Origin of the sequence: Candidatus Erwinia haradaeae (assembly GCF_900698935.1) — a bacterium.
GTDB classification, from domain to species: Bacteria; Pseudomonadota; Gammaproteobacteria; order Enterobacterales; family Enterobacteriaceae; genus Erwinia_E; species Erwinia_E haradaeae_D.
The window spans coordinates 36,805-60,857 of sequence record NZ_LR217716.1 but is presented as its reverse complement, the minus strand read 5'-3'; the positions used below and the strand labels follow the sequence as shown (position 1 = coordinate 60,857).

8 protein-coding genes are annotated in these 24,053 nt (G+C 31.5%); 6 read left to right on the top strand and 2 right to left on the bottom strand.

What is annotated here, in order from left to right:
• Positions 1-261 precede the first annotated feature (261 nt).
• A complete protein-coding gene (locus ERCIKOCA2762_RS03490) occupies positions 262-1,335 on the bottom strand; it encodes an FAD:protein FMN transferase (RefSeq protein WP_157988842.1) in 1,074 nt (357 codons plus the stop codon).
• A gap of 1,439 nt (positions 1,336-2,774) precedes the next feature.
• On the opposite strand from ERCIKOCA2762_RS03490, the gene ERCIKOCA2762_RS03485 reads away from it, so the two are divergent.
• The 6 genes from ERCIKOCA2762_RS03485 (at position 2,775) to thiD (ending at position 16,509) form a co-directional block, all read left to right on the top strand.
• Positions 2,775-3,269, top strand: coding sequence for an Hsp20 family protein (locus ERCIKOCA2762_RS03485; protein WP_157988834.1), 495 nt, complete (start codon positions 2,775-2,777; stop codon positions 3,267-3,269).
• An 8,641-nt stretch (positions 3,270-11,910) separates the two neighbouring features.
• On the top strand, positions 11,911-12,714 hold the full coding sequence (locus tag ERCIKOCA2762_RS03480) for a HesA/MoeB/ThiF family protein (protein ID WP_157988833.1): 804 nt from the start codon (positions 11,911-11,913) through the stop codon (positions 12,712-12,714).
• Entirely contained in the window at positions 12,710-12,913 is a 204-nt protein-coding gene (gene thiS, locus ERCIKOCA2762_RS03475; RefSeq protein WP_157988841.1) for a sulfur carrier protein ThiS, read from the top strand. Before ERCIKOCA2762_RS03480 ends, thiS begins: the two co-directional genes overlap by 5 nt.
• A gap of 3 nt (positions 12,914-12,916) precedes the next feature.
• Positions 12,917-13,708, top strand: a complete 792-nt coding sequence (locus tag ERCIKOCA2762_RS03470) for a thiazole synthase (protein ID WP_157988832.1) — start codon at positions 12,917-12,919, stop codon at positions 13,706-13,708.
• Complete coding sequence (gene thiH / locus ERCIKOCA2762_RS03465; protein ID WP_157988831.1) at positions 13,705-14,832, top strand: 2-iminoacetate synthase ThiH; 1,128 nt, start codon at positions 13,705-13,707, stop codon at positions 14,830-14,832. Before ERCIKOCA2762_RS03470 ends, thiH begins: the two co-directional genes overlap by 4 nt.
• A gap of 870 nt (positions 14,833-15,702) precedes the next feature.
• The gene (gene thiD / locus ERCIKOCA2762_RS03460; protein WP_157988830.1) at positions 15,703-16,509 is read left to right on the top strand and encodes a bifunctional hydroxymethylpyrimidine kinase/phosphomethylpyrimidine kinase; all 807 of its coding nucleotides are present in this window, start codon (positions 15,703-15,705) and stop codon (positions 16,507-16,509) included.
• Between the two features lie 5,930 nt (positions 16,510-22,439).
• On the opposite strand, the gene gpmA is transcribed toward thiD, so the two are convergent.
• Positions 22,440-23,159 carry a 2,3-diphosphoglycerate-dependent phosphoglycerate mutase gene (gpmA, locus tag ERCIKOCA2762_RS03455; protein ID WP_157988829.1) on the bottom strand — a complete coding sequence of 240 codons (720 nt, stop codon included), beginning with the start codon at positions 23,157-23,159 and terminating at the stop codon, positions 22,440-22,442.
• Between the last annotated feature and the right edge of the window lie 894 nt (positions 23,160-24,053).

Sequence of the window (24,053 nt, the reverse complement as noted above, 5' to 3'; positions counted from 1 at the left end):
GAGATATTATTTTTTTTAATTCTAAACAGACTAAGACATAGTATAATTAATCTAGAGATCTCATCTTAGAAGAACTTTTACAGTTCTTCTAAGCATAATGATACCACTTCATTACTGTCATCCTAATATTAAGATAATGAAATGTATATAAATACAATCTCTGTTTAAGAGGAATAAAATGAATTATCTATAGATACGTAAAAATAAGATCCTTCTTTTAAACATTAAAGAAATTTATATAAGTGAGGTCAATCCACAACGCTATAGAGAGGGATTTAAAAACGCTGAAAATTGAGGTGATACCCAACTAGTAAATTTATCTCCTTTTTGAGAAATCAAGTATACTGCTTTTTTGTATTTGTGGGCTAATACTTGCGCTCGTTCCATGTCTAGTATCAACAAGCCACTATCCCAACAATCTGCCTCTAAAGCAGTATTAGCAATAACAGAAACTGATACGAGATGATTCTGAATGGGTCGCCCAGTAACTGGGTCAATTAAATGTGTGAATCGTTTTCCGCCTAATTCATAATAATTTCTATACGTTCCAGCGGTACTAATGCTGTATCCATTTAAAAGAACAACGTCCTGGACAGCATTTGCTAGATCTGTTGGTTTTTGTATCGCAACTTTCCAAGATTTTCCTTGAGGATTACGACCATGAGTACGTACCGCGCCACCGACTGAAACAAGATAGTTATAAATACCCTCTTTTTCTATATAATCTACTAAATGGTCAACTACAAATCCTTCTCCTATACTAGAAAGATCCACGGATATCTCTGGTAAATTCTTGTATAAATATGACTGGTTAGCAAGATTAATTACCTGTAGATGGTCCAGGCCTGTGAAAGAGAGAGCTGTATCAATCTGATACTGTGTAGGAATGCTGCTTGGCGCGCTAACGGGTCCAAAGCCCCATAAATTAACAAGAGGTGTAATAGTAATATCCATGGCACCATGCATTTGAGCACCTATACGTAATGCCTGTGTGATCATATCAGCGATGTCTATACTTACCGGTTGTGGTTTGTTTCCACGATATTTATTAAATTTTGCGATTATTGAATCACTCTTCCATGTGGATAACTGTTGCTCATCGTAATCAAGAATCTTTTGTATCGTATATTGGAGAATATTTTTTTTGAATTGGTTGATTCCAGGTAAAGTAACCCGCCAAATTGTTCCCATGGTGTGCCCTGTTAACGTTATTTTTTTATCGTCTAAAACTTGATTCTCTAAAATATGTTGACAGTTGTTCACCAATATTGGAACAGATATTAGAATACAACCTAGTAGCAATCGCCATATCTTATAATAAATAATGACTTTCATGATTTGTCTAATCATTTTAATCACTGTATTAATAGTTAACCTTAAATGCTATAAAAATCACTATTTGAACAATATTAAAAATCACTAAAAACAATAAAATCAGATCAAACAATGATTGAGCAGAATACTGATAGAGAGTATTTATTAATGCTCTATGATTGCTCTAGAAAAATATGCTGGGCTTAGACCTATGTTATCTCTTGATAGTCAATTAGAGAAAATTTCTACATTATGATCCATTTTTGAGATTAGATGCTAAGTGTTTTTGATTACGTCATCGTATTATTAAATAATGTATGAGATGGCCATCTCTTATGTATGAGAGATACTTGAGTTAAAAACTATTCAATAAATCACCACTCTAATATGTATTTTACTTTCATTATTAATCCTTACTGAATAAGTCAATAAAAACTTTCAATTAGTATTAGGGGCATATTATATACTTTTTAGTTACATATCTCTACGGTCTTGAAGCAGTGGAGATTGAGAATCTAAATTTTTTACTAGTATCAGAATATAAAGGTTTATATATCTTTCTTGATCTTTCATTCCACTTCTTTAAGTACAATGAAATTGTCATAATAAGCAAGATGCATATTTGTGTGTTTTTGTGTTTTTATCTAGAATTACTTGTTTGACACTATGTCTTTGTTAAGAAAGCAATGTGGTATATTGATCATATTTTATATTATTATTAAGAATAATATCTTAATGCATGGGTCAATAAGATATCTAATAAGATATCATAATATAGCAATTTCATTAAGAGTCATGGAATCATCATTTTGTACTTTAATTTGAAAATGCAAAAAACGTAAAACATTGATGAATCAATACATCTGCATGAATCGATCATATTTAAACTCTAAAGGACTTGTTAAAGAGTGATCTATATGACCACGTGCGAGTACATATTTTCAAGAGTACAAGTTCAGTATACATAAAAATTATCACCAGGGATGCTGCTATGATTCATCAGGATATTACTATCCCTACAAACACCAATGTGTGCTATAGTTGTTCTATGAATGCATTGTATAACCTAATACTACATTGATAGCAAGCGAATGCTCTATAGAACATATAGAAGACATTCTGTACATCCGAGCTTTTTAAAAAAATAGCATAGCTAATGTTTCACGACTCATCGAGATCATGTAGGTTAAAAAATAAGACTTATGGTATATATGTTAAGATATATACTGAGAATATCATCTACATCAATCTATGTTCTGGAAACCAGCACAGGGTTGTATTGATTAATCATTAATAATCATTATTATTGATATAATTTTAACAAAAACTATTACGAATTTGTAATGCTACTAATATGCATCTGCGCCTAGACGAGCCCTTGAAAACGTACAAAGAATACCTATATTAAAGCTGTATGTCTAATTGAATGTTTTACTTTACATAAATTATAGGATAATACTATGGCTTATCGTTCTTTTTCTATCATACCGGCATGGAGTAATCATCTTATCGCTGATCGTTTTGCACAAATTGATAATCTTTTTAGTCGCATGACAGGCGAAGCACCTGTTAGTGATGCGCCAATGTATAATCTATTCCAGAAAGACCGAGAACATTATGAGATGACGGTTAGCGTCCCAGGTTATACTGAAGATGAACTAGATATTTCTGTGCTCAATAACCAGTTAACCATTAGAGGAAATTTAAAAACGGAAAAAACAGCACACGCTGCAGAAAAAGATGCTGTAACATGGTTACATCAGGGGTTTAAAAAAAGAGAGTTTTCTCTTAGTTTTAACCTAGAAAATAGGATTAGCATACAGCATGCTATGTTAGCTAATGGGTTATTAAAACTAGAATTCACCTACGATATTCCAGAAAAAGAAAAACCACAGAAGGTTTCAATCTCTTCGGACACAAAAGCACAGAACATTTTAGAGCATAATGTAAAATGATAATATTGATTAAATACAGCACCATTTTTTGGTGCTGTATTTAATTATTTAGAAAATTATGCAATCTCATTGAGATTAAAATAAAGAAACTAACGCAATTCATTTAATATATCATAAAATATTCCTATCAATATTAACGCAGATAATTTTATGGATATGCATGTTGTAACTGTTATAGATTCGTAAAATTAATCTTTAATAACAATTAGATCAAATCTTACAGAGCAGGAGAAACTCTACAATCATCATAATATACAAGAAGTGAAGTGAGTTATGTTAAAGACGATTTCTAATCTATAATACCATAGCACATTATGCTCAGATTAAGTTATTTACTTGGTTACGTGTTATACAACACTGATATCAATATATTGATCAACTATTATGATTAAATGAATTGTGTAAAATACATCTCTTCTTAGTCATACTGAAGCTTAAGTCTTATTTTCTCATTCTAGGATTCCAACTTAGCCTCGCAGATTTAAAAATACGATTTATTCTGTATTTACTATAATCACCAGTCGGTTCTCTACTATTATTTTTATAAAATGTTAAAGTGGTGTGTGAGCACTAAACATAACACTATAAGTTTTGTTCTGTGAAAGCATAATCGTATATTTTATTTAATTTTATCTGGACTCTCAATGATTAGATAAAATCAGCTGCTGCAGTATACTGAATGGCTCTTGGAGTGCTTCTCAGCTTCTAAACGTACATTGACATATCTATTTGGTGCCGTTAAGTAAAACTCATGCAAGAAATTTACTAGTAAACGAATACGCAGCGATATCAATATGACTTTCTTGCTTCCGAAAATTGCTAATCAAACAATCTACTTGGCCCCTTCTGCATGGCGCAAATCTGCTTAATTCTCTTCTCTATACTAGTACGGATGAGTAGCGGCAATAGAGAGATTACTATCAAAATATAAAACATAGTAAAACTATGGAAAAGTTTAGTTTTATTCGTATTAATTTTAAATTGATGTTTAAAGGTATTAAACTTAAGTAAGAAGTGAGGTGATTTTTTCAGCAGTTATTATTTTCTGTATCACTTCATCATTCATGATTTTCATCATGTTTTAATGTGATACGTTTTCGTTAATTCTGGTATTGATATATATAAAGGTTATAACTGTTATAAATTAATGAGTAATTTTTAAACTTGAAGTAGTCATATATGCCATAATAACTTTTACTGAACATAAACTTTTGCTATACATATTTATAATACCTTCCGTCTAATTAAAGATAAACAGAATATTAATGTTGGTATTTAAGAATTTATTACATTAAACATCAATCACTTTTTTCTTAAAATAACGCGATAGAGTTTATTAACACTCTTTAATATATTTTTAAATGAATTGTACCTCTCTAAGAATAATATCGACGCAAAATATTTTAAAATTTAGTCATAATCACCTCAGAGCTGAGAGAATGCAATAATTATAGAATAAAATATAACATAAATATATCAAAAATAAAAATATTCGGTTCAATAGATTATCGAATGTCAGTTAACATATGTTATATCGATATTGAAAAACAATCGATATACAATGAGCCATAAAGATTACATCATATTTTATATGAGCGCATGCTTTCAGATAGAAAGCTGTTGTTAGCTACAACTAGAAAATAATTCTGCAGACTTCACACTATTAAATATAAATTTATACAATTAAACACTTATATATATTTTAATAAGATATCAGAGAGAAATATGGATATTTTAATTATTATTAAAACTTAATATTAATATTTTAAAAAAGAAAGCACAATGATCTCTAATACTATAATATTTTTATATGTTTACACTATTAGTGCTAATTACTACTACACTAACTGATAAATATGAATTCTAATAAACGCTATATTAATTTTTTATTAGTGTTAGTATCCATCTTACGTATTTCACTAAGAAATATATAATAATACATTTAAATTGTAGAAGTTAATTCTACATTTTTAGAATATCAATGTTTTTAATATCAACACTACATCAATCATTATTGATCACTCAATTTTATTTTTAAGTGAATCTTAAATTGGATGCATGTAGTATATTACTGATTTTAAATACTCATTAAATTATCATGTATACAAACAAATGTATAAATAAAAACATAATAATTTCATAAAAATACTTTATGTAACAGTATAATTATTATGTATGAAACACGCATACATATTATTTTTATTTATAGTTTTTATATATCAATGATATTGATCATATAATGTTAACATATAATGTTAAATTGTAAGCGCTAACATTATTTAATCTTTACATATAATTTTATCCTGAAATAATAAATATATTGTTATAGTAACTAATAGTGTTCTTTGTTATTTAATATTTCTTCGATTCTAAAAAATAAATACATGAATCCATAAATGACATAGCATTATTAATATGCTATTATAGCATAATTATTTCTTTCTTCATGTTTATATATCGTTTTAATATCAAGCTATTTTTATATAGTGATTCACATTATCATCAATAATCAGAATAAAATTCTATTTTCTCAAGATGCCACAATATCTTCAATGAAGAGTTAAAGATTTTTTATTATGATTGCATAACAACATACAAAATATCGTTTTTGTCAACAGTTCCTTTTTATATAACAAACCTGATTTTATATTTTCATATCAAAAATATATTTTTATAAAATTTTTTGCTATAGGAGCAAAAATGAAATTTAAGCATAAATCTGCATCAGTCCCGCATCAATGTTTTGATATCCTATAGTCTATTCCTTTTTTTAGTTAAAAAGGATGCCATATTATGGAATAACTACCATTGAGCGGTGTTTAAAGGTACATTAAAAGAACAAATAGCCTCAGATATCAAATCTGTTCTGTGCTTAGGTATAAATTATAAAGCTAGAATATTTATTAATGACTATTGACAATTAGCTATTCGTTATAAAGATTATGGTGTCCTCTAGGGCAGAGGATATGCATAAAGCTAATCCCGATCTTATCTGACCTGTTGGTTTTTGCGTCTAGGGGTCATCTTCTCATCACATTGAATAACAATTATTGTGTGCGTTAAATTGGAATTCTTCTAATATTTCTGTATAATACATATGTTGTACTGCGATTGCGATTAAGATTAAAAATTAAGAAGATGACTTCTTAGCTGCAGGGATGGAAGAAATTAAAGCTATATAGCAAGCAGGTTAACCAATATACCTACGATGGCAATCGGTGGTATGACTCCTAGTCAAGTCGATAAAGTATGAGTCTGTTTTTAAGGAGGGAATATATAGTGGTAAGCACTCTTACCTTTGTAAAAGATTTGTGTCGCGTTACTTTACTTTTTACAAAAAATATAGAAGTTTTTTCGTAAAAATATTAGATCAACTTTATAAAAGGTTATTTTAATAAATAATGTATTGCACAATACATTAACAATTTTAACATAAGATTCTTGTTTAATATTTATAACCATACCACACAGTTCTTCTATTTATAAATTTTAATTTATGAGTTATCCATGTTTTATAACCCTATTATTATAGATTATTTTTATATGTTTTAGATATCTAATAAAGTATTATGGATAATATGATTTAATTAATGATTAATATGTATATATGACATACTGTAATTTAATAAATATTAAATGTAAATATTTTTATAATAATGCAAATATGTTACGGATTGTTACATATATATCCTAATTTTAAAGTAATAGTGAAGCACCAATATAACATTGATCATTAAAATATTTAATATAAATAAGACTAAGATTATATCTCTTTCATATTAACTAGTTATCTTAATTCGTATTTACACTATTTTTTAATTTTAATTCAACGTGTATTTTTCAATTAATGATGTGAATGCACTGAACCGATCAAGTATTTTACTACATTATACTGTTTTGATGTAAAAAAAAAGAAGATGTCGAAATTTGTATTTTTAGTATGTTAGTCTTTTGACTTATACATCAAAGATTGTATCTCATATCATATTTTTTGTGAATAGATGTTAAAGATACACTCTATATTTAACATAGAGCGTTATCTACGCACGCGCTTCTTGCAATAATTATCTCTTTGTCCATATAAAATATATAGTAATGTTAAATTAAGTTTGAATAGGATTCTAGATTCCCTATTTCTAATTAAATTAATATTTAGATAAGTTTAACAATGGATTGATTCAACAGAAAAGTAGAAAAATTTTCACGGAAAATAATCTGAATATCCCTATTTTAGATGTGGCAATTGTAATTGCTTAATTTAGGATAAGTGTAAAAATTACACAACGCGTACCTATAGATTTTTTAAAGGCCTGTATTAAGCGACCCTCTTCCGACTAAAACACTTACGTGCTTACGCACTATGTAGTATTGTTTTTAATAATTTTTTTAACTCAGCACACTCCATAGTTCCCCCACTCTTCTTTGCGGCAGGGCTGAACTATATCTTATAAGATGTTCCCTTGATTTGTATCTCTCATTCAGACCTGCTACCTTTCTAGCGTAGCAGTGTTGTTTGCTCCGTGCTGATTGTTAAGTATGATGTTAGCAAGCTCTGCGACTATGCTCTATTTTGACACGACAACGTGCTGCAATTAAAGTAATTTTTCTATGGTTTCCTCTTGTAGTTTCTAACTTTCCCAGGATCACCACTGCTTTTTTATAGATAAATATTACTATACTTATATTTCTTTAGATGCTTGAGCATTGTATCAGGTGCACCTATTCACTTCATTGATACCTCAGTGATCGTGATGTGTTTTTGATTGTAATTTTGCTAGTTTATATATATTGCGATAGAAACTATCATATATTATATATCTGCTGTTCGTATTGGACTCAATGGTCAATCGTCACTCTTAGTTCTCTATCATGAAGTAAGCATGCGCTTTCTCATTGATCATACTGTTGACACATATCATTTACTGAGCATCTTTTGCTCCAATAATCTTTTTGGTCATACTTACACGATAATTTATCAGTTAGAGGCACCATATGGTGTAATCATAGCAATAGAGCTAGACAACCCATAGGATGCACTCACTATTTTTAATCTGTATATTTGAGCACTGCACCGTGAGCCAGCCTTAAAAGATACCCAAAAATTTCAAATAATTTCGTCCTTTACATAACAAAAAATACGACTTTTTTGACTCTAGGATTCAAAAAAACTTTTTGAATATTAATCTAAAGCATTAAATTGTCATAACACTCCATCGATCTCACTAAAAAAGATCACGAAACAATAATTTTTTTACTATCTTTCTAAGAAAATAGATATTTTGTTTAGCAATCAGGAAAATATTTTCCATAGTAATATTTGTGATTCTTCTTTATCAAGGTGATTTATTTTTTCTTAATTTTAAAATAAAAATATATATTTTATGCTGGATTCACTTTTTGCATTTTTATTATCTTTAAACTATGAAACAGATTTATGAAAAAGAATAAATAGAAATATAACAGAATTATTTTACTATAATTAATGAGAATTATTCACACCTTTTCTTTTTATAAAAGCATGCTTAATCATTGCGCATCGCTTTGTGTATATTTAGTGCAAGCACTATCTAAAGATACAGCTTCTGAGGTTTTTCTAGCAAAATTGCAAAAAAATTAATTGCATGATAGAGAAGTTTACTTTTACCATGATATTTATGCGCCATCTAGTTGTTTTTGTACTGACCATCACATAGATGGCATGACTCCTATGATGGTATAGGTATTTGCTTTTTCTATAATGGCCCTTCTTAATTACACCCTCTATCGATAAAGAAAGTCCACAAACTGAAAATTCCCAGGAAGGCTGGCTAATATTTAATAGAAAAACTCAATAAATACTCACTACTGTAATAGATACACGCCATTATCTTATTCATAACTGAGATATATTAGACCATATTTCCCATCTTCTTGCATAAATTCTGATTATTTTAATGTAAATAGTTCTTTCATTAGCCGTAGATTATGCGAGATGCTTATGGGTCTCCTTCATATATAAATTAAAAACATAACACATTCTAGAACATAGACATTGGTTCAATTAAGACAAAAACATTAGTTCATCACTGAACGACTAAGCCATACATTAGAGAATCACTCATATGGTGGTTAATAGACTTGAGGTGGCTATTATATATAACTACATTCACTTTGAATAAAAAATACTGGATGTTTATTCAGCACCAATCCTATTATGATCTTTACTCGGTTCTACTCTGCACCGTAAAAACAACACATAGTTATAAACACTTATAAATATATTAACCAGTAGCACATTGCAACACTCTAGGGGGGTCCTTCTGGAAGATATCTATATATGTGCGGACATACATGCGTGACATACAACTCATCCTTACTTTAAGTAGTTGAAAACCAAAATATTCCATCTATGAAGAAAAGAAACATTAGTGTAGTCTTACAGCATATCTAGCTAGTATACAAAGCAATATATAGTTATTAATCTCAGCAAGTAGATGCATCGACTTAGCGAATAATCCATGGATAACTGATAGGATGCTCAATACCGTGATATATTTCGCAATTCTATTCATAGTAATGAATAGTGCCTTTATTAATATATAAAGAAGAAGATAAACTTTGTAACGCAATATCGACTTTTAAAACGTAATAAGCTTATCGTATGCATTAGTCATGTTATATGTACTAAAATGATTACTCTCACATTCATCTAATAAGAAGTGTCTTCCAGACATGTAATTATACTTTCTGATATTAATCATTCAAAATGAGAACCAGTAATTATACAATGCTATGTTGTAGAAAAGATCAATGCTCATATGGCATATTCTGTACTGACTTCCTCTATGGCAGCACAAGGGAAAAGTTAGCATGCGCACTAAAGAGGAAGCAGATACTGTGATAGATTTTCTTACCAAGTATGATAGTCATCAGACTTATGCATTTATTAATACATAACAGCTACATCCCTATCGGCGCGACTCCTATCTATCACATACTAGAAAACATCATATAGTGTAGTAGAACAACTAAAGTTAGAGGTTGTTTGTATCCTCTTATTAGAAATACGCACAACAATATGTAGACTCTCCAATACCGATAGTTAGTCTTTTGGCTTATATTCTGATAATTAGTTAGCGCTTAACCAAAACATCGCTTTATGAAGTGGTCTCTCAGCACCAGGCGATGTTTGATACATCATAAAAGCAAATTGCTCTAATGAGTGTTTTTAAAATATTTTCAAGCTTGGCGCCTTAATATGCTATGTAGGATGATTATTAGCATACAGCCATCATCCTGATTTAGTATAAGACGCTAATGATGAAGCATCATACACTGAATTACACACCGCATGACCCTTAACTAAAAATAACTGTGGAGCGCAAGATGTCATGGAGATCTTGAGTATGTCCCTGCATATAATTTAGAGAACTATAATTACGTAGTTGAAAATTGTCATGCAGCACCTTCATTATACTTGAAGACCCTTAACTATTTATCTTGCATCAGATTGCGATCGTTTTCTATTTTGTGTTAGTACCGTACTAATCAGTTGGTTCAGTTATACTATGTGATACTATATAACTTTGCGAACATGTTTGAGCTTCGAGAACATGCCCTAGTCTATTGAATTAAAATACCTTAAGAAGGAGTTGATGAGATGGATAAGACCTCCACTAGCGCTACTACTCTAGCTACAAAACATCTTTGAGTACACACCTCTCGTCATCCATGTTTCAAACAGGCTGTTTGATTTTATATCCGCTTAGAGGATCCATTTAGGTGCAGTGCTAGAGGGTTACCTCGCGTAGTGATCAAAGTGTGACACTATCGCAAGAATTTTGGTAAAATATATATTACTATTCTAATAGGCATAGGCCAGAATTTCATTCTGTAAGAAAATTCTCAATAAATCTCTAACTATTAGAGAGCGCTCAATCTTAGGAGTCAAATAATTGTGAAACTGCTATAAAGATGGTAAAGTTCTGTGCATAGCAGAAACATGTAATCGTATGTACCTCTAGTGATATTTTATAATAGATAGCACTTATATATAATAGTTTATAGAAAGAGGACCTGATAAGAATGGCTAAATACTTGTCAGAGCCTCTGAGGACTGCATTCCTTAATTTATTGTAATTGTCAATAATTAATATGTGGTAAACAGTATCTGTTAGGGTGACAGGCTATGTGATGTACTAATTTATTATTAAAATATAGGTATAAGTTTTTCCGGGTAATAATATATTGTACACTGCATTAACACTTGTCCACTAATGAATTAATTTCTAGGTCTATCTATATAATGATAGCAAAAACTCAATAGCGATGCTGACTAGGAATTCTGCCTACCCTACCGTGAGTTGTGTCTTTCTTGCACCGTCTAGGCGATACCATCTGATCCGCCAAGGCTAAAAAACTCTAACAACTATCGTAAAAACGGTTTCATTCTAATAACAGCCACTTTTGGAACATATCTTACTCTAAATTACGTAAAAGAGACGACCGCTATCACGCATCACCTAGTTACTTATTCAGTAATCGTCACTCTGCTAGGAGCGCCAATGAGAAGTTAATTACATTACCAACACTTACTAAGAAAAAGTAATTTACATCTCTACAAAAAAGAACACCTCTACTTTTGACAAAAATTGGAGAAACTATGCTGAATGATCAGGATTTTTTACGTTATAGCCGCCAGCTTCTATTAAATGAAATAGGTGCTAGAGGTCAACAGAATCTACAATCTGCTACAGTATTATTATGTGGTCTAGGAGGCTTAGGTTCACCAGCCGCGCTCTATCTAGCAGCAGCTGGAGTAGGCACGCTGATTCTAGCAGATGATGATCGCTTGCATATTACGAATCTGCAGCGTCAAATCCTCTACCAAACTAATGAAATCGGCCAACTGAAAGCAGAGATAGCAAAATGTCACTTGTCTACACTAAATCCCCATGTACGCTATATCTCGTTATCTTATAGACTAGAGGGGGGTTGCCTAGATGAACAAGTTTGCGATGCGGACGTCGTTTTAGATTGCAGTGACAATATGGTTACTAGACACAGCATTAATGCGGCCTGTATTCGATATAGCAAACCCCTAATCAGCGCTAGTGCAGTGGGTTTTTGTGGTCAAATATTTCTTATTGAACCCCCTTGGAAACACGGTTGTTACGCGTGTCTTTTTCCTTTTACTAATGAGGTTCAGCGTAATTGTCGTAATTCTGGAATATTAGGGCCATTAGTAGGAGTAATGGGTAGCCTACAGGCACTGGAGGCTATTAAAACTATATGTAAAATATCGACATCTTCTACTGGGAAACTGCGTCTATTTGATGGAATATCACTACAGTGGCAAACACTAACACTTAGCCGAAATCAGCACTGTACGATATGCGCTAAATATGTAGAGCACAAAAAATGTTCTTCCCTTCCCGATATCACCAAAGGTGACTTATATGATTAAAATTACTTTTAATGATCTTCAAGTAGAGATTCCTCATTCACTTACTATAGATTCTTTTCTTTCTCAACAATGTTACGACGTTGTTTTAGGTACCGCGCTTGCACTTAATCATACTATTATTCCACGACAAAACTGGAAAGACTATCAGGTGAAGGATGGTGATAATATTCTTTTATTTCAAGCTATCGCTGGAGGTTAAATAATGTTTACTATTGCTAACACCCAGTTTCGGTCACGATTGTTTACTGGTACTGGTAAATTTGCTAGCACAGACTTAATGTTACAAGCTCTTGCTGTCTCCGGAAGCGAATTAGTCACATTAGCGATGCGCCGAGTTGATCTTCATGACGATAGTGATGACGCATTATTAGTCGGACTCCGTAGAGCTGGAGTCCGACTACTTCCGAATACCTCCGGTGTTAAAACTGCTGAAGAAGCTCTATTTGCAGCAAAAATTGCACGAGAGGCATTACAGACAAATTGGATAAAACTTGAAATTCACCCAGATATGCAGTATTTATTGCCTGACTCAATAGAGACACTAAAAGCCGCGGAACAACTTGTAAAAGAGGGGTTTATAGTCTTACCTTATTGTAGTGCCGACCCTGTTTTATGCCAGCGTCTAACAGAAGTAGGTTGTGCAGCAGTAATGCCTTTAGGATCTCCCATAGGCTCAAAGCAGGGGCTTAAAACCCGTGATTTCTTAAACATCATTATTGAACAAGCACAAGTCCCAGTGATAATCGATGCTGGTATTGGTGCACCAAGTCAGGCATTAGAAGCCTTAGAAATAGGAGCAGATGCTGTTCTTGTGAATACTGCCATTGCTGTTGCACGAGATCCCATTGCAATGGCAAACGCTTTTCGGATAGCGCTAGAGGCAGGTGAGATAGCTAGACAGGCAGGACTAAAATCGCCTTCCCTACAAGCAACCCCTACTAGTCCGCTGACGAATTTTTTATCTTCTCAATCGATATCTGAGGAGGTCCAATGAAGACTTTTGCTGATCAGTGGGAACAAATACACTGGGATAGTATTAGCGTATCGATCTCTAATAAAACTAAACAGGATGTTGAAAAAGCGCTAATAATGGAAAAAACCGGCCTGCAGGAGATGATGGCTCTGCTATCGCCAGTAGGCGGGCAATATTTAGAGTGTTTGGCACAAAAAGCTCAAGTGCTTACTCGTCAACGTTTTGGTAATACTATTAATTTTTATTTACCACTATATCTCTCTAATTTTTGCTCTAATGACTGCACATATTGTGGTTTCTCAATGAGTAATCGTATACGTAGAAAAATCCTTGAGCAGAGAGAAATTATTCAAGAATGTGAGGCAATTAGAGCTAAAGGTATTCGCCATCTATTACTGGTAACCGGCGAACACCAAACTAAAGTTGGTATGGAGTATTTCCGGCGCTATGTGCCATTAGTGCGCACATATTGTAGCTCTTTGATGATGGAAGTACAGCCAATGTTGCAAAAAGAATACGCTGAATTAAAAGAGCATGGTCTGGACGGTGTGTTAATATATCAGGAGACGTATCATGCTCGAAGCTATAGCCGCCATCACCTTGCTGGTCAAAAACAAAACTTTTTATGGCGATTAGAAACCCCTGATCGGCTTGCTCGTTCTGGGATAGATAAAATTGGATTAGGTATACTACTCGGATTGTCAGATAATTGGCGTACAGATTGCTATATACTTGCTCAGCATTTACTTTATTTGCGTCAAAATTTTTGGAAAAGTCGTTATGCATTATCTTTTCCCCGCTTACGTCCGTGTGTAGGTGGTGGAGTAACACCTTCATCTATAATAGATGAAGCACAGCTTCTGCAAGTTATGTGTGCTTTCCGACTCTTAGCCCCAGAGGTAGAAATTTCCTTATCAACTCGAGAATCACCGTATTTTCGTGACCACGTAGTACCTATTGTCGTTAATAGTATTAGTGCAGGCTCCAAAACTCAACCAGGAGGTTATTCTCATGAATCAATAGAATTAGAGCAATTCATGCCATATGATAACCGTTCTTCACAAGAGGTGGCTCAAGTGCTGCAACTAGCAGGATTACAGCCTGTGTGGAAAGATTGGGATGCATATCTTGGACGTTCTTTATAAGATAAGTGGAAACAGTGATATTAAAAATGATGTGCTTTGAAAGAAACTTTAGTCATCTATTTTACTTTTATTTTTTAACTGCAAATTATATAAGTTTATGGAATGATAGAAAATCTAATTACACCGTTCATCACTGTACATATGATTGCAAATATATCATAGACAGATTACATGTAAAAATTTAATTGCTTAGACAAGTGCCATTTGTAAACAGAACGGTCAAACAGGAACAAGAAGTTTAGTTTAAAAAGCATAGGTATAACGAGATTATGCATGGTATATGGTTACAAAACCAATTAAATGAGTTCACTATTAACACTTAAATGTAAGTGAATTATTAAATCTTAATAGTATACTGCAGATACGCTCTATCAATACATGGTATGCATCATACGTTAGAAGAGATGAGTATATTGTTTGAGATCTATTCCTGCACTATCTCTGCATAGTATATAACATAAACTAAGATCATTTTTGTTTGGTGCTACTGATATGCAGTCATACTATTTTATGTGTAGAAGATACTATCATTATAGGCCTTATTCGTTAAAGTTTGGTATACTAATTCAATAATATTTGCATAATCATAGATATAGCATATTATATAGTATAGTTACTGTTTTATGTTTGTGATATATTGATTTGATAAAATACAAGATAGGATTAGTTTGCTTACTCACGATATTATGCGACAATATATATAGATTTTTATAGAAATAAAATATAAAAAATGCAATTCATACAATGAAATTATTTATCTAGGTATGTTTTAATAGACAGTGTCTCTTTATAAAGTATCTCTCTATAAAATATACAACATTAACATTTTTTATATAACTCTGGGGCTATTAAGAGTATTTAATATCACTCATGACTAATAAAATATATAATGTATTAAGTATTGCCGGTACTGATCCAAGTGGTGGGGCCGGCATTCAGGCAGATTTAAAAACTTTTTCAGCCTTAGGTGTGTATGGTGCTGCAGTTATTACTGCAATTGTCGCACAAAATACACAGGGTGTGCAATTTATCTCCGAAATTAGCTCTTTTTGTTTAGAAAAACAATTAGATTCAGTTCTTAGTGATATACACATTGATAGCGTAAAGATTGGTATGCTTCACCGCCCACAAATCATTCATGTTATTGCTGAGAAATTAATAGAATACCCTATTCCTTGGATAATTCTTGACCCGGTTATGATGGCGAAAAATGGCAGTAGACTATTAGATAAAGAGGCAGTAGTCTTAATTAGGGAAATGTTATTACCATTAGTATCAATACTTACTCCTAACTTACAGGAGGCCGCAATACTGCTTGGTTGTAACATAGCACAGAATGAAATACAAATGTGTCAGCAAGGGCGTCAGATCCTAGATCTAGGCTGTAAGGCGGTTGTGATGAAAGGAGGTCACTTGCCTGGATCATTGAGCCCTGACTGGCTTATTACGCCTAATCAAGAATGGTGTTTTTCTGCCACAAGAGTCAATACTCTACATACTCATGGCACTGGATGCACCCTCTCGGCTGCTTTAGCCGCGAAACGTCCCTATTATGAAGATTGGTCGCAAACATTAAAGTTTTCTAAAGAATGGTTACATCAAGCACTCAGTCATACTCGTAACTTATCTGTTGGTAAAGGCATTGGACCTGTTCACCATTTCTATGAATGGTGGTAAAATCACACCCTATTCATAAAAGCAGAATAAAAGGCTTTATGTTACATTTCATGCAGCTTATTACATGATATGCATCATTCTTTTTCACCTGAACCCCGTAGCTGATAATTGCTCACCTACTTAACTTTAAAATGACAAGATTAATGATTATCTATTCATATAACATCAGGCAATCTTGACGTGATTACACCATTTACTATGGTAACAATAAAAACGTTAACCAAGATGAAATGCTCTGTACTATAATACATATTATTATCTATTTTAGATTCTTTATGAAGCAGGGTGTACTAAAAAATGTGTGGATCCTCTCTAGATTTTTAGATTCTACCTTGCTTGCTTAGAATAATGCCACTATATCATCTTGTAAACCTCACAAGTAGATGGTTTTATAGCGATGTTATTTTATGGGAGTATCATGGGGTTTTTTAAAGCGTACACTTCTGCTAATTCTTGACCGATTTCTCCTTTTGAAGTTTTTCTATTATTTTTTCTATGATGAATATCGGTGGATTTAGAAAAACTTCATACTGTACACAACCGAAAAGAATATAACAGGAAACTTTAACTTATTTACGCAAAACTGTATTTTCTTGCATGATGTTCTACGAAAAATATCGCATTTAATTACTAAAGCATTATAAACATGTACAATTAACTAACTTATCTATCTGGAATGTATAATCAACAGGAGAAATAACACACACATGTATAACCATTTCTCGTAATATACATTATAGAAAAGGGTTGGTAAGTTACATTCTTGCATCTTAGTTCATGATAACTGTATAATTCTTCACGGTTAGTGTCTACTACCCTCTCTTAGAAATACCATGTTTATATAACGTAAGATTTTTATGAATGATAAAATAACTAATATTTTTATATAAAAATCCTCTCACCATGGAGTAAAAGTTTCTCTTATTATGCAGTCACATGCAAATCATACACTATTTCATGATGTAAGATCATTTCAAGCAACACTAAAACATTCATTATCTTTTTTACTTTAGATATAGCTCTAAAGTGCTTACGCCGAGATACATTAATAGAAAATTCACTCGCAGTCATGCAAGCATCTGATACTCTTTCCTGTAGTAACCATATATTAAAAATACATAGAAATCACCTTGTACTTGTTCGATACTTTAGATCTCGTGACTATAACTAAAGCACATAACTAACAACTATATAGTAAAAGTGAAATTACTACCATTATCAATTATACAAGACATAAAATATTATATAAACACTCCTCAGAAGGTTCAATGATATTCATAAATATTAGATATATAATCATAGCATATACTATTATCAGTCTTGGTTCCTTTTCTAAGTGTCGTAGACATAATTTGGCTATGAAAGCTTCTAATAAACTGACTAGTGTTGCACTATATCAAAGTTTTCAACTAAAGCGAGACCACATTACCTTGCTGTTCGTCAAGAACTTAATAGACTTGAAATAATACCAATAGATGCAAAATTAGCAAAGGATACCAAAATTTAATAGGGTTTTTTATAACGAGTTGATAGTGTGCTACGAATTTTTCGTAAAACAATCATGACGACCAATTCATTAGATACTCATTATTCCTACCATGATGTTTTCTCCCTGCAAATACTCATTACTTTGTATACAACTTATCCACGCAAGTTAGAAAACTATATAGCCTCAAGCACCCTGAAAGTTAATAGAAAAAATACTTCCAAATAAAGTGTTTATACCAGAGATTAACGCAATAAAAAAATGCACATAGCCGTAAAAATTACAATAACTTTAAATCTAGTTAGCATGTATTCGCGAAGAATTTCAAAAAATTTTTTCTGATATACGTGCTTCTTCAATTAAGATCGTTTTAAATATCAACATACTATAGATTCATTAATGATCAAAAAAGTACTAATAATGTTTAGTATTAATACTGTTACTGCATATTTTATCTGTAATAGCGTCATATAAGTACCAGCCATGAATATAGGTACTGTAGACATGGTAGTCACCGCCATCGTATAGAGTTGCCATTCTGGAACTTAACTCAGAACATCTTTATAAAAGATAACATTTGCTAATTTTCGAAGCATTAGCGCATTTACTACATTAAAAAATAGAGTTTATTCATTGCGTGAGTCTTGAATAAGATAATGTTAATCAAAACGGATAATAGATAGAAACTATAAAAACATGCAGGATACTGATTATCATTGATATAAATATCATAGGACATAATAGATTCAGCTAAAAAATACTAGATCTTTGTTACTCATATTCCAAAAGATCAAATTAGTACCATATGCTGCATATTTTAATAATTGCTCAAAAAACATCGAAAATTCTGTAATCATATGTCATTTTTTTCTGTATGAAGAACAACAATGTGAGTATCACTTCTATCACTACTAAATACATACAACAAAGAATACGGATTACTTTATGGCTATGTTAGACTAAAAAATCTAGTATGATACTCATCATAAGTCCTAATGCGGAATACAGTAGTTTAGATATATAGATTCTATCGCAAAGGGTCTAATGTATAATATTTTCTATCTCTTTTATCAATGTACTATCAACATAAAATCAAGAGGAGATGCAATTATCTTTTGATGTTGGAAAATCGAAATAACATCTATCAATGTCATCAGTGTTTCTTCAGAAATCATATATTGCAGTGTCAGCTCAATCGGATGCCATAATAACTGCTGCTATCTTTATAGCATACTCAAAAAAATTAAGAAAAACAACATTGTATCGCCTTTTTGCAAATGTTCTCCAAAACAATTCGTAGGAGTATTGAGAATCGATTAGACGGTAGATCATTTCGATCAATACTATTCATGGAGTGTTCAGCATCACCAACTGGCATTTCCTCACAAGCATCTCCGTGATACTATTGACGTCAAGATAATATCTCGTAGTGGAGATTCCCTGTTTTTACTAATATAGTAGTACTATTTTGATCTCTATTGCTACCGCAGAGAAATCAGGATCTGTATAAAATCACACTCCAAAACAAGCTGGTGTGATACTTACGAATAGACGACATTATTCCACTACAGTAGGATAAAGCATACCACCGAATATTACATGTGATATGTGGTTCATTGTAGCATTTATATCTTAGTTAATCATTGAATGATGACCACCATATATAGCTGTCCGCTAAGAAAAAATGCCATCTATGAACCAACAACCATCTTTAAGAGTTAGCTAATAGCCCTCAGAAGACACAACTAGATCATTGAGCCATACATGAATTATAGATGTATACGAATACCCTTTATGCCATTTATAAAAATATAAAAAATAATTCTTTTACATGGTATTATTCTATAAAATATAAGATGTACCAAACCTGTATCGCATGCTACTCTATTAAATAAAATTCAAACACACTACAGACAGTATTACTGTAAAATCTATACTGATAAATATCTATTTTTCTACAAAATGATACGGATTAGTATGATGTAAAGCTCTCCATTCTAAATGGATAAAGCAGAGCAAAATGTTATTAAATCAGCTTTTTATTATTCACTTTTTCTTGAGAGCTTAGGGCATATATTCTTAATGTTTTAATCTAGTAAAAATATTTTATGCATCTAGTGTTATAAATTGAAATAGAATTGTGTTTAGAAAAATGTACATGCTGTCTATATTGCATACCTTATAGACTAAGTATAAAAATGAGTAATTCGTATATCTACAATAAGTTTTTGATGCTTCTGGTGCGATATACGACACTAGTTTAATATGTTTTATATAGGAGTTGTGAAGAGAAATCGATATAATCGTGATATAATTCCACATGAAGAAAGAATAAAGGGCTTAAAGAAAGCGGAACTGGAAACGTATTGAACGATGAAGAAGTGTGTTTTATTGAGTTAGTAGTTAAGTGAAATTTACATCATCACATAAATATCTTGCCAGAATTTTAGCATCAATTGTTATAATGCGGAGCTATCAAAATAGATTAAATACACTTGATTTCGCACGTGAAGAACATACTACAAATATGCTAATAGTATGTGTACCATCAGTAAAATATTACTAATTGCACAGAATGTGGCTAGAAGAGATAAAGACGGTTCCGGAATCGCAGGAAAGCGCTCTTACAAATATGTGTATAACAGTAGCTGGCACGCCCTTCTTTTGTAATAACTTTATAAACTCTTTAAATTTAAAACAAATAATGATAGTAGTATTTATTATCATACCGTGCTCGTAATATGCGTCTATACGCTAGTTGAAAGGGATCAGTAAATATACGGAAGCGCTATTACTTTGAATAATTAATCGAACTATCAATTATTAATTTTTCTATATTTTAACTTAAAAGAAAAGGAAAATGTACATATAGTTCATCTTTAGGAACAATAAAAATAATCTTTCTTTATGAATGATTATTAAGATCTCTCATCATGAGAATATTATAGCATATTTTGTAACAATAGTATCACCTATATTTTCATTCTGCTCTACATTTGTATAAATTATAAGAAATAATATAGAGAGTCTCTAGTAGTTTTAAGATTTTGTGGTATCACACTAGGATGTAAAATATAACTTTTTGATGTAAGAGCATTTTTTACATGCATGATGAAAACATTTTTACTACCGTGCATCTTATTTTTATAAAATTCCTACCAAAAGTCATATCTAATACTTGATTGTTATCATTTATTATGATAATATCATTTTGAATACGTATACTAACGATTCGCAAAGCCCTGATAGTGAAGTCTGCCAAGATAATCGCCCTATCAGGGTTTTTTGCGTCTAGTCAATAGTCAATATAAGTTAGAAGATGTTTTTATTGTTCTTTTCTATCTAGGTGTAGAAAGCTAGTTGATTTCTAATTATTGGGGGTTCAATTAACTGTAATTGAAAAATTCAAAATGTTGAACAACATTATTGTATTGGTAAGTTTTTCTAGATGTATATAAAACATGAAGATATTTAATTTAGAAAATCTACTATATACACAGTAGTATCCATGTCGCCCTCACCACTACTAATATCATATATTCATCTTAATTTATTTTTAATAACTTTATAGAACAGAGTAAAAAATATCCCGCTCGAGCATCGAGAGTCTCCCGCATCAGATTATCATCCATACACTTAATGCATGCAATGATGATTAGTTTTCACTTGATAAGATATAAAAAATGTTAGTGCTTTATTGTGGTTCTTTTAGATTGTCTGAGTAATATCGTTAAATAAAATTTCAAAGGGGTACTCCTGAACATAATTTTTCAGGAGTTTTTGTCAGAAGTTATAGTGCGACTCTATTGATTGAAAGGATCAAGAAATCATAGAGGGATTGGTCAAAAAGAAAAATCATTTGTAGCACATGCAAATATATTGATTTTCACCATTTGCTTATCTTTAACTTATCTCATTTAAATGTACATGATAAGATTCATGGATATACAGGCGAACCAAAAAAGAGTATGTTCTGCGCGCGTTATCCTTATTTATGTTTTTAATTGATGCTAAAAATCATAAAATAGAATGCTTAAAAAGGTCTATCTCATATTTTGCAATAGTCTTAAGTAATGTAAACTTAAATGATGCAAAATCCCCCTTTATACCTAGAATACAATCTCTAAACATCAAAGTATAAAAACGATATTAAATAATTACTAATATATCACGAGCATATTTATATTCTGTAGGCTGATTAATTCAGTTTATTTCCAACATAACTATATCAAGTGTTAAACTGATTACAATAAAAATAAATTTTCTGATTTTTTAAAAATATAGAGGATTTTTATTCGTATGTTTACCCTAATACGGAGTGTATTAATTTTTAAAGTGATTTAGCATTTTCAAACATTTGTATGAGCGTTGTTAGACAAACATCAAATAAGATTATGCAGTATACGAATTGTATAGCTCAGTTAATGTCAGATATACGCTTTAGTTATGATATTACCATGGTATTACCACTACTGAGCCAATAGCGCTGAATAGGATTACACTCTTTATCAAACATATAAACCAAAGGAACGCCAGTTGGTATATTAAGTTCAGGAATCTTTTCTTCAGGTATTTTATCTAAATATGTTATTAAAGCGCGAAGTGAGTTTCCATGTGCAGTAATCAGTATTTTATTCCCACATTTTATCTGCGGTAGGATTGATGAATTCCAAAGAGGAAGCACGCGAGCAATAGTCATCTCTAAACTTTCAGCGGTTGGTAATTGTTCATGGGTTAGTAAAGCATAACGCGCATCACCTTTAGAAAAACGTTCATCAATACAGTCCAGATGTGGCGGGATGGCAGATAAGCTTCGACGCCATTGCTTAACTTTTTTTTCACCATATGTTTGAGTTATTGCATCTTTATTCATACCTTGCAGAGCGCCATAGTGGCGCTCATTTAAGCGCCATGTCTTCTCGACTGGAATCCATGCTTGATCAATTTCATCTAGTATGATCCACAAAGTGTGGATTGCACGTTTAAGCACAGAAGTATATGCAAAATCGAACATAAACCCCTCTTTTTGTAGCAGTTTGCCGGCATCTTTAGCTTCGCTTTTACCTTTTTTTGTTAGATCAATATCGTGCCACCCAGTAAAGCGATTTTGTTGATTCCATTGACTCTCCCCGTGACGTATCAACACTAGTTTAGTAATAGACATCGTTCATAAATTCCTATAGCCAAATATTGGTTAAAAATATTAGTTAAAATAGTTAAAATAAATAAAAAGTTAATAAATAATAAGCATAGAGAATAATATAACAACCTATATCGGCAAGGTAGTTATTATGATATAACTATCAATATGTCAGCATAGATTACTGGTCATATTAGTATTTTATGTATGTAATCATATTTAATATATAACCATTTTTGCGCTTGTATGAAAATAAAGCCTAGAGAAATATTTTAAAGTATATGTAATAATTCTGTAGAGACATCAGATTTCTCAATATGAGAAACTGTCAAAACATAGTATAATTTATCTATTTTATAATCTTCTGGAAAGCGCTATGCATTTGTTTTAAGTTTGGTTATTACAATATGATGACTATGATATTAACATCATTGGACTTTAAACACATATAAATTTTTTCTATATAATAATGTACCATTTTAGTCATCATACTATAAGAGAGATATTCCAATAATCTGAATATTCAGATCTGAATGATCTTATAGATTTAAATCTCTCTTGCATCTCTATGTAACTCTATGTAGTTTAGGTCATTCAACATACTTTTTTAATACTCACGAAATAAAATACTTACACTCTTTCTTAATTTATATGACTAAAACCTTAACTGCCTATTTCTAAAATAATAGTAACAATGACAGAAACTGAAACGAGATGATTTTGAATTTAGTTGCCAAGTCACTGGATTAATTAAGTATACTAATTGCTTGCTGTCTAGTTTAGAATAATTGCTCTTAAGGCTCTCGCGGTTCAATGCCACACCTAATTTAAAAATATAATACCTTATTTATGTAAATATGTAATATTTTCTAGATTGGTAGGTTTTGATGTTGTAATGCTCCACGACTCATTTCACAC

What these genes read in the sequence shown, in the direction of transcription:
- ERCIKOCA2762_RS03485 (WP_157988834.1), top strand. Translation starts at nt 2,775, where the DNA reads ATGGCTTATCGTTCTTTTTCTATCATACCGGCATGGAGTAATCATCTT.
- thiH (WP_157988831.1), top strand. Translation starts at nt 13,705, where the DNA reads ATGAAGACTTTTGCTGATCAGTGGGAACAAATACACTGGGATAGTATT.
- ERCIKOCA2762_RS03490 (WP_157988842.1), bottom strand. Translation starts at nt 1,335, where the DNA reads ATGAAAGTCATTATTTATTATAAGATATGGCGATTGCTACTAGGTTGT.
- ERCIKOCA2762_RS03470 (WP_157988832.1), top strand. Translation starts at nt 12,917, where the DNA reads ATGTTTACTATTGCTAACACCCAGTTTCGGTCACGATTGTTTACTGGT.
- ERCIKOCA2762_RS03480 (WP_157988833.1), top strand. Translation starts at nt 11,911, where the DNA reads ATGCTGAATGATCAGGATTTTTTACGTTATAGCCGCCAGCTTCTATTA.
- gpmA (WP_157988829.1), bottom strand. Translation starts at nt 23,159, where the DNA reads ATGTCTATTACTAAACTAGTGTTGATACGTCACGGGGAGAGTCAATGG.
- thiD (WP_157988830.1), top strand. Translation starts at nt 15,703, where the DNA reads ATGACTAATAAAATATATAATGTATTAAGTATTGCCGGTACTGATCCA.